The 12417-nt window shown below is 70.0% G+C and carries 9 protein-coding genes; 6 read left to right on the top strand and 3 right to left on the bottom strand.

Annotation, left to right across the window (positions count from 1 at the left end; translation table 11 throughout):
- Window positions 1-114 precede the first annotated feature (114 nt).
- The 6 genes from PX554_RS21130 to PX554_RS21155 all read left to right on the top strand — a co-directional run bounded on the left by PX554_RS21130 (window position 115) and on the right by PX554_RS21155 (window position 7959).
- Window positions 115-1545, top strand: a complete 1431-nt coding sequence (locus PX554_RS21130) for an O-antigen ligase family protein (protein WP_275504459.1) — start codon at window positions 115-117, stop codon at window positions 1543-1545.
- Window positions 1546-1696: 151 nt separating this feature from the next.
- Window positions 1697-2581, top strand: a complete 885-nt coding sequence (locus PX554_RS21135; protein WP_275504460.1) for an N-acetylneuraminate synthase family protein — start codon at window positions 1697-1699, stop codon at window positions 2579-2581.
- A 44-nt stretch (window positions 2582-2625) separates the two neighbouring features.
- Complete coding sequence (locus PX554_RS21140) at window positions 2626-3915, top strand: polysaccharide pyruvyl transferase family protein (RefSeq protein WP_275504461.1); 1290 nt, start codon at window positions 2626-2628, stop codon at window positions 3913-3915.
- Complete coding sequence (locus PX554_RS21145; protein ID WP_275504462.1) at window positions 3912-5882, top strand: acyltransferase family protein; 1971 nt, start codon at window positions 3912-3914, stop codon at window positions 5880-5882. Before PX554_RS21140 ends, PX554_RS21145 begins: the two co-directional genes overlap by 4 nt.
- Window positions 5883-5895: 13 nt before the next feature.
- Complete coding sequence (locus PX554_RS21150; protein ID WP_275504463.1) at window positions 5896-6801, top strand: glucosamine inositolphosphorylceramide transferase family protein; 906 nt, start codon at window positions 5896-5898, stop codon at window positions 6799-6801.
- 81 nt (window positions 6802-6882) lie between these two features.
- The gene (locus PX554_RS21155; protein ID WP_275504464.1) at window positions 6883-7959 is read left to right on the top strand and encodes a glycosyltransferase family 4 protein; all 1077 of its coding nucleotides are present in this window, start codon (window positions 6883-6885) and stop codon (window positions 7957-7959) included.
- Here PX554_RS21155 and PX554_RS21160 read toward each other — a convergent pair.
- From PX554_RS21160 to PX554_RS21170, 3 genes are read right to left on the bottom strand one after another with little or no spacing between them, the layout of a single operon-like run.
- Window positions 7934-8929: a glycosyltransferase family 2 protein gene (locus PX554_RS21160; RefSeq protein ID WP_275504465.1), complete on the bottom strand. Its 996-nt coding sequence runs from the start codon at window positions 8927-8929 to the stop codon at window positions 7934-7936. The genes PX554_RS21155 and PX554_RS21160 overlap by 26 nt on opposite strands.
- Window positions 8926-10212, bottom strand: coding sequence for a polysaccharide biosynthesis protein (locus tag PX554_RS21165; RefSeq protein WP_275504466.1), 1287 nt, complete (start codon window positions 10210-10212; stop codon window positions 8926-8928). The genes PX554_RS21160 and PX554_RS21165 overlap by 4 nt, the downstream gene beginning before the upstream one ends.
- Before the next feature lie 39 nt (window positions 10213-10251).
- Entirely contained in the window at window positions 10252-12384 is a 2133-nt protein-coding gene (locus PX554_RS21170; RefSeq protein ID WP_275504467.1) for a GumC family protein, read from the bottom strand.
- Window positions 12385-12417: the final 33 nt, after the last annotated feature.

The raw sequence follows: 12417 nt of genomic DNA on the forward strand, positions 1-12417 counted from the left end.
CGATACTGGCATGAGACGCCGGCGCGTCTGGATGTCGGCATCCATGCGCGAGCGTCTTGAACAAAAAAAGCGAACGTGAGAAGTGGCCATATGCCCGATATCGCGACCCGCTGAATGGACGAACTCCGCGACCGCGCACGCGCCGCCGGGTTGTTCGCGCCCGAATGCGTGGCGGCGCTGCTGTTGCTCGCCGCCGGCATCATCCTGGGCGGGTCGTCGCGGCCGTCGATCGGCAATCTGCTGGTTCAGCTCCTGGCGCTCGCCATCCTCACCTGGCTCGTCATCCGCGGGCGCATCGCCCTGCCGCCTGGGCGCGCGGCGCGAATCGCCGTCTGGCTGATGCTCGCCATCGCCGCGCTGCCCTTGCTCTATTCGGTGCCGCTGCCGCCCGCCGTGTGGTCGCGCATGCCGGGCCGCGATCTCGCGCTGCGCACCTATGCGATCGCCGGCATCACCCCGCCGTGGCACGGCCTCGGCCTGCGCGACGGCGTCGGCGTGCTGAGCGCGCTCCACCTGCTCGCGCCGCTCGTGATGTTCCTGGTCGCGGTGCGGCTGACCGTGGTGCAGCGCTGGGCGCTTCTCTACGGCTTCCTGGCGGTGACGCTGCTCGCGATCCTGGTCGGCTTCGCGCAGGTGCCCGGCGGCGCCAGCCACGCGCTGCATTTCTACGACATCTCCAGCATCAACGGCGCGCTCGGTTTCTTCCCCAACCGCAACCATATGGCGACGCTGATGCTGTGTACGCTGCCGCTCGCCGCCGCCGGCGCGCTGGCGTGGTTTCGTGAGCGCGGCGACGAGGCGCGCGGGCTGGCGCTCGCCGGCGCGACGCTGTTCGGGCTGGCGATCGTCGCGCTGGCGGCGACCAGCGCGCGTGCCGGGCTGGTGCTGGCGGTGCCGGTGCTGATCGGCTGCGCGCTGCTCGCGCGCGTCATGCCGCGCGGCAGCCGCGCCGCCGGCGGCATCTCGCCGCTGGTGCTGTGGGGCGCGATCTGCCTCGCCATGATCGCGGTGGTCGGCGGGCTCGCCTATAGCTCGATCGGCGACGCGCTGGTCACGCGCGTGCAGACGCAGGGCGTGGTCGATGCGGACCGCATCGCCTTCGCGCGGCTGACGATATCGGCGATCCCGCGCTTCCTGCCGTTCGGCAGCGGCCCCGCGACCTTCCCGGCGATCTATGCGATGGTCGAGCCGCTCGCGGACATGCGCCCCTATTTCATCAACCATGCGCATGACGATTATCTCGAGATCCTGCTCGAATATGGCGTCCCCGGCGCGGTGCTGCTGCTCGCGGCGCTGGCGTGGCTGGGCTGGGCGGGCATCGCCGCCTGGTTCGCCGCCGACGCGCCCGACCGCCCGATCCGCTGCGCCGCGAGCGTGGGCGTGGCGGCGATCCTGCTCCATTCGACCTTCGATTATCCCGTCCGCACGACGACGATCGCGATCCTGCTGGCGCTGCTCGCCGCGCTGATGATGGCGGCCGCGCCCTCGGCGGAGGCGCCCCGTCCGAAACGGGTGAAGCGGCGCACGCGTATTCGAATTGCCTGATCGGGCCGCTTTGGCTATGAAGCGGGCGGGCTTGGATACCGCGTGCGGGGCGCTTATCAGGCGTAACGTTTAAGGATCAGGCGTTTTTGCCTGCGTGGAGGAAACGCCCTTCATGCCGCGCGATGGTGAGCGTCAGTCGCAGGAGTGCTTGATGAGCGTTAAGGTCATTGCCGAGGTCGGCTGCAACCACAAGGGCGAGATGTCGATCGCCAAGGATCTCATCAAGTCCGCGGCGGACTATGCCAAGGCGGACGTGGTCAAGTTCCAGAAGCGCAACAACCGCGAACTGTTGACCGAACAGCAATATAACGCGCCGCACCCGAACCCCGCCAACGCTTATGGCGACACCTATGGCGCGCACCGTGAATATCTCGAATTCGACGTCGATCAGCACCGCGAGTTGAAGGACTATTGCGAGGCGCTCGGCATCGAATATTCCACCTCGGTGTGGGACACGACCTCGGCGCGTGAGATGGCGACGCTCGCGCCCAAGCTGCTCAAGGTGCCCTCGGCGTGCAACCTGCACTTCGAGATGCTCGGCGTGCTCGCCAACGATTTCGGCGGCGAGATCCACCTCTCGCTCGGCATGACGACGCAGGCCGAGGAAGAGCAGATCGTCGAGTTCTTCGTCCAGAGCGGCCGCGCCAAGGACGTCGTCCTCTACGCCTGCACCTCGGGCTATCCGGTCGCGTTCGACGATCTGTGCCTGCTCGAAATCACCCGGCTCAAGGAAAAGTTCGGCGACAGCGTCAAGTCGATCGCCTTCTCGGGCCATCACCTCGGCATCGCCGCGGACATGGCGGCGGTCGCGCTCGGCGTGTCGTGGATCGAACGGCACTTCACGCTCGATCGCACCTGGAAGGGCACCGATCACGCCGCCTCGCTCGAACCCGATGGCCTGCGCCGCCTCACCCGCGACGCCCGCGCGGTGAGCGCCGCGCTGCGCTACAAATCGACCGAGATTTTGCCCGTCGAGCGGGTCCAGCGGGACAAGCTCAAGTGGCGGCCCAAGCCCAACGCCGTGAAGGCCGCCTGATCGCTCGCGTGCGGCGGCGCGGCGCCACTGCGGAATCATTCTGAATGAAACTCCTGTTCGTCGCGGACAACAGCACCGAACAGAATTGGGGATGTCGCGCGACGAGCTTCGCGCTGCGGCGCATGGTCGCCGATCGGCATGAGATCACCGGCACGATCACGCGCGCGCTGCTCAAGAGCCCGCTGACCGAACCGCGCGCGCATGCGGAACGCGCGCATGCGCTGCTCGTCCGCCGCCTGCGCCGCCCCAAGGTGCGGCGCACGCCGGTGGTGGGCGATCTGGTGTTCGGCGCGATCGAGGCACTCGGCGCCGTCCACGAGCCGAGCCACGACATCGAGGGTGACGCCGCCCTGCTCTGGGATCTGCGCGACCGCTCACCCAAGGCCCGCGCGATCGTCGAGCGGATCGAGGCGTGCGACGGCATCGTCGTCAACGGCGAGGGCGAGATGATCTTCCCAGACCCGCCGCGTCCGACCTTGCTCCAGACGCTCGCGATCTGCGCGCTCGCCAGGCGGCGCGGCAAGCGCGTGTTCTACATTAACGGCATGGTCTCGCGCGCGCCGGACGGCACCGCGCTCGCCGAAACGGTCGCGGCGACCGTGCGCGCGCTCGACGGCGCGGTGCTGTCGGTGCGCGATTATCTCTCGCAAGAAACGGCAGCGGAATTGCTGCCCGCCTTCACCCCCGCCTTTCACGCCGACGCCCTGTTTAGCTGGTACCCGCATTTCGCCGACAGCGCCGCCCCGCGCTACGATCCCGCCGCGCTGATCCCCTTTTTCGATCGCACCGGCGCTGCCCGGCCACCCGTTACCGATCGGCCCTATGTGGCGATCTCGGGCAGTTCGCTCGCCGCCAAGAATCAGCGCGGCGCGGCGGATGGCTATACGCATCTGGCCGAGCGGCTGAAGGCGCTCGGCCTGCCGCTGCTGCTTGTCGCGACCTGCCGTGGCGACGATTTCCTCGAAGTGGTGGCGAAGCGTACCGGCCTGCCCTTCCTGCCGGTCTCCACGCCGATCTTCGCCGGCGCGGCGGTGATGGCGAACGCGCGCCTGCTGGTGAGCGGGCGCTGGCATCCCTCGATCATGGCCGCGCTCGGCGGCGCCCCGTGCGTGTTCCTCGGTTCGAACTCGCACAAGACGTTCAGCCTGCAACAGTTGCTCGATTATCCCGCCCCGCGCGAATTTCCGGCGATACCGGGCGCCGGGGACGTCGAGGCGATCGCCGCCGCCGCGCGGGATGCCCTCGCCGGCGGCATCGACCGCCGCCGCACGATCGCCGCCGCCGCCGCGCGGATGAACGAGAGCGCGCGCGCGATGATCGACTGCGTGGCGTGACCGCCGTCCGGCACCGCCGCCGCGATATCGATGGGCTTCGCGCGTTCGCGATCGTGCCGGTGCTGCTGTTCCATGCCGGGCTCGGCCTGCCCGGCGGGTTCGTCGGGGTCGATATCTTCTTCGTGATCTCGGGCTATCTGATCTCGTCGGTGCTGTTCCGCGCCGCCGCCGCCAGGCGTTTCTCGATCCTCGATTTCTACGATCGCCGCATCCGCCGCATCTTCCCGGCGCTGTTCGTGGTGCTCGCCGCGACGACGCTCGCCGCGCTGGTCATCCTGCTGCCGTCGGAACTCTACGCTTATGGCTGGTCATTGCTGTGGGCGGTGCTGTTCTCGTCGAACATCTGGTTCTGGAAGACCACCAACTATTTCGGCGATCCCAATATCGATCTCCCGCTGCTGCACGCCTGGTCGCTCGCGGTCGAGGAGCAATTCTACATCGTCTGGCCGCTGGTCGTGCTGGCGCTCGCGAAGCTGCGGCGGCGCACGGCGCTCGCGGTGGTGCTCGGCGCCCTGGTGGCGTCGCTGCTGCTGTCGCAGTGGCTGACCGTGAAGTCGCCGACCAGCGCTTTCTACCTGCTGGCGTCGCGAAGCTGGGAATTGCTGGTCGGCGCGATCCTGGTGCTGCTGCCGCCGCCCCCGCCGGGCCATCAGCGCGCGCTCGCGACGGCGGGCATCGCCGGACTCGCGTTGATCGCCTATGCGGTGGTGTTCTTTCACGAAACCATGTTGTTCCCCGGTTTCGCGGCGCTCATGCCCTGCCTCGGCGCGGCCCTGCTGCTCTATGCCGGACAGGCGGACGGCCCGGCCACCCGGCTGCTGACATGGTCGCCGCTGGTCGGGATCGGGCTGATCTCCTACTCGCTCTATCTATGGCATTGGCCGCTCCTGTCGCTGTCGCAACTCGCGCTCGGCCACACGCTTTCGGCGGCGGAGGCGGCGGTCGCGCTCGCCGCGTCGCTGCTGCTGGCCATCCTGTCCTGGCGCTACGTCGAGCGACCGTTCCGAAGCGTCCACGACCGCGACGCCGCCGAGCAACGCCGCACCGCCGCCGCCGGCATCGCCGCGATCGCGGTTTTCGCGGGCGCCGCCGGCATATTGCTCGCCGCCCAGGGCCTGCCCCAGCGCCTGTCGCCGCTCGCGCGCCAGTATGACATGGCCGCCAAGTCGCTGGCGCATCGTGATCTGCCCGGCTGCGGGTTGGCTGGGCCGAGCGTGCCCGCCGATCTGCTGAAGCGCTGCTTCGCCGCCGCGCGCCCCGAGCCGAGCGTCGTCTTATGGGGCGATTCGCACGCGCTCCACATCAAGGACGCACTCGCCGACCGGCTCCAGGCGCGCGGCCTCGCGCTGCGCAGCATCACCAAGAACGGCTGCGCGCCCTTCCCCGGTGCCACCCAGCTCGATCAGGTCGGCGATCCCAATCCCGCGTGCGCGGAATTCAACAATGCCATTCTCGCCGCCATCGGCGCCGATCCGGCAATCCGCCACGTCTATATCTCCGGGCGCTGGGGCAAGTTCCTCGCCCCCGGCGGCGGCGGCACCACCAACGGCTATCTCCGGCTCCGCCCCGGCGAGCCGATCGGCCGCGCGACCAGCCGCCACGCCTTCATCGCCTCGGTGCGCGGCACGGTCCTGCGGCTGCGCCGCGCCGGCAAGGCGGTCACGCTGATCGGTCCGACGCCCGAGTTCGCCGTCTCGGTCCCCAAATGTATGGCGCGTACCGTTTGGCTCGGCAGCGATCCACGGCGGTGCGACGCCGATCTCGCCACGCGCGCCGAAATCCCCGAGGCGAACACCCTTCTGCACGCGCTCGCGCGGCAGACGGGCGCCGGCTACATCGATGCGCTCCAACGGCTCTGCGGGGGGCCGCGCTGCGCGGCCGGCATCGGCACGACGCTGTTCTTCCGCGACGAGAACCATCTCAGCGCGGCGGGCGCGCGCCATGTGCTCGCCGGGCCGGCGCGGTAAGCGGGAGACGACCGTGCGCTTGGCCAAGGACATCTGGCACCCGTTGATCGTGCCCTTGCCGCTGGCGGAGATCATCGCGCGCGGCACGCTCGAAGGGCTGCCGCTGCACTGGGCGCCGGGGCTTGAGAGGCTGCGGTTCCGCGCCGATCCGTTCGGCTATTGGCGGGGCGGGCTGCTGTACGTGTTCGTCGAGACGTTCGACTATCGCCACCCGGTCGGCACGATCGACGTGCTGGTGTTCGACGATCAGTATCGCTTCGTCGAGGAACGTCCGGTGCTGCGCGAGCCGTGGCACCTCTCCTACCCGGTCGTGTTCGATGCCGAGGGCGAGACCTGGCTGATGCCCGAGGCGAACCAGTCGGGCCGGCTCACGCTCTATCGCGCGGTCGCCTTTCCGGATCGCTGGGAACCGGCGCTGACCATCACCATCGATCCCGCCCCCGTCGACGCGACGCCGCTGTGGCACAATGGCCGCTGGTGGCTGTTCCATAGCTCGACCGCTCACGGGCAGGACGGCATGAGCGCGCTCAACATCGCCTTCGCCGATCGGCTGGCGGGGCCATGGACGCCGCATCCTGGCAATCCGGTGCGGACCGGCCGAGCGGGTTCGCGGCCCGGCGGCACCCCGCTCGTCACCACCGACGGACGCATCCTGCTGCCGGTGCAGGATTGTTCGCGCACCTATGGCGGCGCGATCACGATGCTGGAGATCGACACGCTCGACGAGACCCGCTTCGCGGCCCGCCCCGGCCGCCGCTTCACCGCGCCCGCCGCCGCCGCGCCGTTCCGCGCCGGGCTGCACACGCTGTCGGCGGCGGGTCCGGCGACGCTGATCGACGTCAAGCGCATGACCGTCTCCGCCGAAGGGCTGATGCTGCGCCCCCGGCGCGCGTTGAACCGGCTGCTCGGCCGAGCTTGAGCAAGGCTGGTGAACCCCCTAAGGGACGACCATGGTTCTGCGCGCTGCGTCCCCGGTTCCGCCGATCGTGACCCGAAGCCCGTGAACTCCGCCCGCTCCAGAAGATTGTGCATCGTCGGCGGCTCGACGCGCGATCCCGGCGGCGTCGAGAGCTTCTGCGCACGCGCGCTGGAGGCGCTGAACACGCACTGGAGCGGCGGCGAGGTGTTCTGGGTGCCCGCCGACAGCGCCCATCTGTCGCCCGCGCGCCTGCCCCGCTTCCTGCGCGCGCTGCACGCGTTCCGCCGCGCCAACCGCGTGCCGATCGACGTGCTCTGGCTCAATGTCGCCAATCTGCCCGATCTGCTGTTCGTCCCGCTCGCCAAGGCGCTCGGCATCCGCGTGCTGGTGACGTTGCACCTCGGCGCGAACAGCCGCCTGCAGCGCAGCGGCGTGTTGCGGTGGCTGTCGCGCACGCTGGCGGCGCGCGCCGACCGGATCGCCCTGCTGTTCGACGGGCAGGACGCCGAGATCGAGCTGCCCGCCAACGTGCCGCGCTCGACGATTCGCACCTTCCTGCCTCCCGAAAGCTTCGCCCCGCCGCGGGAGGCCGCCACCGGCCCGGAGCTGCGGCTGATCCACGCCGGCCGGCTCTCCGAGGGCAAGGGCAGTCTGGCGATCGTCGATCTGTGCGCGGCGCTCGATCGTGCCGGCATCCCCTTCACCGCGCGCATCATCGGGCGCGGCGACGAGGCGCTGATGGAGGCGCTGTGCGCGCGCATCGAGACGCACGGGCTGGAACCGCGCGTCGCTTTGTCCGACTGGCTCGACGGCCCGGCGCTGATCGCCGCGCTCGGCGGCGCCGACATCCTCGTCCATCTCTCGCGGCTCGACAGTTTCCCGCTGATCGTGCTCGAGGCGATGGCCGCCGGCACGATCCCGATCGCGATCGACATGGCCGGCGTGCGCGCGATGACGACCGCGTATGATGGCCATCTCGTCGCCCCCAATGCCGCGGTCCCCGGTGCGGAGGCGTGGCTCGAATCGAACGATCTCGCCGATCTGCGCCGGCGCGGCGCCGCGATGGGCGCGCGCGTGCGCGAGGATTACAGCTGGGCGGCCTGCGTCGCCACGCTCGCCGCCGCGATCGACGCTACCCGGCCGGCGGCAAACGCGTGAACGCGACCGAGGCGAGCGGCCGCGTCGGCGGCACGCGCCGCCGGAACAGCCCGCCGATCAGCCCGATCGCGAGCGCGTTCCACATCGCGAACGAATAGAGGCCGAGCGCGAGCGAGCCGCGCCGCCAGCCGAGCCACGCGACCGGCACGATCACCAGCGCCGCCGCGGCGAGCGGCGCACGCCAGAGCGCGAGGATCAGCGCCAGCCACCACGCCGCGATCACCACCGCCTTGCGCAGATGCCCGAGCCTGCGCACGACCAGCGGGAAATGCGGCTTGCCCAGGCTCGCGCGCAGCACCTCGCCCGCGCCGCCCATCTGCCCCGACGTCAGCCGGTACAGCAGCAGCCGGTAGCCATTGCCCGAATGGCCGCGATGTTCGACCGCGGGCACGTCGATCCGCACCAGTGTCCAGCCCCGGCTGATGAGCCGCGCGGCGAGATCGAACTCCTCGAACGAATGCAGGTTGCGGTCCGAGAAATAGCCGACCTCGCGGATCGCGCGCATCCGGTACACGCCGCCGCCGTCGAGCCGGTCGACCGGGCCGGCGCGGCGATGCGCCTCGTTGGCCATGGCGGCGGCGCGGATCTGGAACTCCTCGGCTTCGAGATTGCGCTCGATCACCTGCCCCCCCACGCCGGCGACCTGCGGGTGCGCGTCGAGATAGGCGAGGCTCGCCTCGATGAAGCCCGGCACCAGTTCCATGTCGCCGTCGATCAGGCAGAAATATTCGGCATCGAGATGCTGGAACGCGAGCTGCGCGCCCGCCCCGCACGATCGTTCGGCGCGATTGGCGAGCTGGACGACATCGACCGGGAGCCTGCGCGCGATCTCGACGGTGGCGTCGGTCGAGCCGCTGTCGGCGAGCAGCACCGTGCCACCATAGGGCGCGACCGCGGCGAGCGCGCTGCGCAGCGCCGCCTCGATCTTGCCCGCCTCGTTGAGCGCCTTGATGCCGATCGCGATCTTCATGACGCGGGTGATAGCGCGGGCGCGGCGGCACGCCCATACCAGAGGCGCGCGGCACGCAAGATCAGCGCCGCGCACACCGCATCACCGAGCGCCACGCCGAGGATCGACCACAAGGGCGCCGCGACGAGCAACAGCCCCGCGACCGCCGCGACCGAGACGAACGCCGACCACAGGCTGGCGAGCGCGAGCGGCCGGAACGCGCCGCCGGCCTGGAGCAACGTGCCTTCGGGAACGCGCATCACCCGGAACAGGGCGGTGACCATCCACAGGGCCGCGCCGATCGCGAGCGTGTGCCGGTGATATTGCGGCGGATAGATCAGCCGCGGGTCGAACCACAGCAGGGCGATCGTGGCGATGCCGGTGGCGAGCCAGCTCAGCAGCAGGATCGTGCGGAACAGCCGCACCGCGCGGCGCGCTTCGGCGAAGTCGTCGGCGCCGAGCGCGCGCGCGATCCGCGCGCGCTCGAACTCGGTGAGCGCGTTGAAGACCACGGTGATCGGGCGGATCAGGATCGCCGCCGCCGCGAGCGGCGCGAACGCTCCCGCGCCGAGGAAGCCGGTGACGAGATAGGCATGCGCGTTGACGGTCGCCTCGGACGTCATCACCCCGAGCAGCGACCAACGGCCGTGCGCGCGCCACACGCGACGATAATCCGCGAGATGCGCGATGCTGAACGCGGTGATCTGTTCGGCGAGCGCGCCGGGCCCGAAGGCGGCCAGCCCCGCCACCGTCGCAACGAGGAACACGCCATAGGCGCCGGCGGTGCCGCGCACGACCCCACCGAACAGCAGCGCCGTGCCGGCCAGCAATGCGACGCTGTACAGCAGATCCGATCCGCTTACCCGGCGCTGCCGCGCGCGCGCATAGCCGAGCGCGCGCGCGAAGCCGCGCAGCAGCGCGAGCGCGGCGAAGGCGGCGAACAGCGCCGCCGCGCTCCAGCTTTCGCCCACGCCGCGCGCGACCAGCGCGAAGGGCGCGAGCGCGAGGAGGACGCCACACAGATTGGCGGAGAGCATGGTGCGGGCCGGATCGAGCGTGCCCGCGCCGCGCGGCGCGCTCAGCACCAGCGGCAGCGGCGCCCAGAACAACGCCGACCAGATCGCCGAGCCGAGCTGCGACGCGATCAGCAGGAAGGAGAAACGGCCAAAGCCTGCCGGATCGACCTGGCGCAGCAAGACCAGCGACAGCAGGAATTGTGCGCCGGCCGAACCGATCGGCCCGGCCAGCGCCAGTCCGTAGCGCAGCAGATCGCCGGTGAGCGCCCGGCGGCTATCGCGTGCCATGGTCCGGCGCCCGTGTCCGCCGCCCGTCGCGCGACAGCGTCACGCGCTCCGGTAATATTCGGCGTATTTGCGCGAGTAATAATAGAGGCCGCCGACCGATTCGGCGCCCTGACCGACCATCGAATAGACCATGCCGACCGGGTTGCTCCCGTCGGCGCGCAGCCAGTTGACCGCCGAGGACGCGGCGGAGGCGGGCGTCTCGTCCCACTTCACCACCATGATCGTCGCATCGGCGAGCACCGCGAGGAAGCGGCCGTCGGCGAGGCCCATCAGCGGCGGCAGATCGAGCACGATATGATCGTAGCGACCGCGCAGCGTGTTCAGCAGGTTCTCCATCGCACCACCGCCGAACAGATCCTCCGAGCTGAAATAGCGCGACACGACGAGCAACTGGTCGAGCCCCGGCACGTCACCCGGCAGGATCGCCTCGTCGAGCGGCGCGTCGCCGTGGATCACCTCGACGAGACCGACGCGCGGCGGCGCGCCCTTGACCATGCGCTGCATGACGGCGCGGCGCACGTCGCACTCGATCAGCAGGGTCTTGGCGTTGGCGATCGCGAGCGTGCGCGCGAACGCGAGCGCGGTGGTGCTCTTGCCTTCGGCCGGCAGCGCCGAGGTGAGCGCGATCACCTTGGGCGCGGCCTGGCCGCGTACCCCCAGCACCGCGGCGCGGACGATGCGCAGCGATTCCGAGAAGAACGAGGTCGGCTCGGTGATGAGCAGATCGGCCGGGTTGACGCCCTTGGCGACCTTGGGGATCGCCGCGAGCATCGTCAGGCCGAGCGTCCGGTCGGCGTCCTCCGCCGAGCGCAGCGTGCCCGACATCAGCTCCTGCACCGCGATCGTCGCACCGCCCGCGATCAGGCCGAGCACCAGCGCGGCGACGTAGAAGAGCGGCTTGTTCGGGCTGGTCGGCCGCGACGGCGCCTGCGCGACCTCGACGATCTGCGCCTGCGCGAGCGACACGCGCGCCGCCTGCATGCTGTCGAGCGCCATCTGCGACATGCGGTCATACAGCGCGCGCTTGGCGGTCGCCTCGCGCTCGAGACCCTCGGCGATCACCGCGTTACGGGTATCGCCCGCGCGCCGCGATTCGAGCTGCGCCATCGACTGGCGCAGGCTTTCGACGCGAGCCTGCGTCGAGGCGGCGGTCGCGGTCAGCGCCGAGATCACGCGCCGCGTCTCGCTCTGGATCTGCGCATCGACGGCGGCGAGCTGGTCGCGCACGCGCAGCGTCTCGGGATGCTTCTCGCCGTAGCGGACCTGGATCTCGCCGAGGTTGCGGACGATGTCGGCGCGCTGGCTGCGCAGCGCCTGCACCGTCGCCGAATTGAGCACGACGCCAACCGAATCGCGGCTGCCATGCGCCATCTGCGTGCGCGCCGCCTCGAGATCGGACCGCGCCGCCGCCGCATCCGCCTGCGCCTGCGCGAGCGAGCCCGCGAGCGGGGTGATCTGCTGGTCGACGATCGTGCTGCCATTGGCGTTGCCGCCATCGCTTTCGACGATACCGGCCTTGGCGCGATAATCGGCGACCTGCGCATCGGCGTTGCGCGCGTCGTCGGCGAGTTCCTTCAGCCGGCGCTCGAACCATTGCGACTGGCGTTCGGCGGTGCCCGCCTTGTTACCGGTCTTGGCGTCGATATAGCCCTGCGCGAACGCGTTGGCGAATTTCGCGGATTTGACGGGATCGGCCGAGGTGAAGCTGATGTCGAGGATGTAGGTGAGCTTCTCGCGGGAGACACTCAGTTTGCTGAGGAGCATCTTGGCGATCGTGCTCTCACGATCAGCCGCCGTGCCCACGCCAGCGCCCGCGCCAGTCAGTGCCTTTGCGAACTCGGGATCGCGCTCAAGATGGAACTGCCGCACGATCGCGCGCGCGATCGTCGGCGACTGGACCGAGGCGACTTCGGTGTCGATCGCCTCGGGCGTCAGCTCGGCCTTGCCGTCGGCCGATTTGGTGGCGAGCGGGTTGAGCGACGGATCGATCCGGACCTTGGCCGTCGATGTGTAGGACACCGGCAGGAATTGCACCGCGACGATCCCCAACACCGTCACCGCCGCGAACACGACGAGCAGCAGCAGCCACCGGCGCATGACGGTGTCGCGGACCATCTGGATGATATCCGCAAGCTGCGCTTCGGACTCACCGGCTTCCTGTCTGACTTCCATAAGCGTCCCGTTATCCTGCTAGAAGCTTTCTGT

This window comes from Sphingomonas pollutisoli (assembly GCF_029167165.1).
GTDB lineage: Bacteria > Pseudomonadota > Alphaproteobacteria > Sphingomonadales > Sphingomonadaceae > Sphingomonas > Sphingomonas pollutisoli.

Coding starts and splice junctions, on each gene's coding strand:
- PX554_RS21130 (WP_275504459.1), top strand. CDS start 115: ATGGACGAACTCCGCGACCGCGCACGCGCCGCCGGGTTGTTCGCGCCC.
- PX554_RS21135 (WP_275504460.1), top strand. CDS start 1,697: ATGAGCGTTAAGGTCATTGCCGAGGTCGGCTGCAACCACAAGGGCGAG.
- PX554_RS21140 (WP_275504461.1), top strand. CDS start 2,626: ATGAAACTCCTGTTCGTCGCGGACAACAGCACCGAACAGAATTGGGGA.
- PX554_RS21160 (WP_275504465.1), bottom strand. CDS start 8,929: ATGAAGATCGCGATCGGCATCAAGGCGCTCAACGAGGCGGGCAAGATC.
- PX554_RS21165 (WP_275504466.1), bottom strand. CDS start 10,212: ATGGCACGCGATAGCCGCCGGGCGCTCACCGGCGATCTGCTGCGCTAC.
- PX554_RS21170 (WP_275504467.1), bottom strand. CDS start 12,384: ATGGAAGTCAGACAGGAAGCCGGTGAGTCCGAAGCGCAGCTTGCGGAT.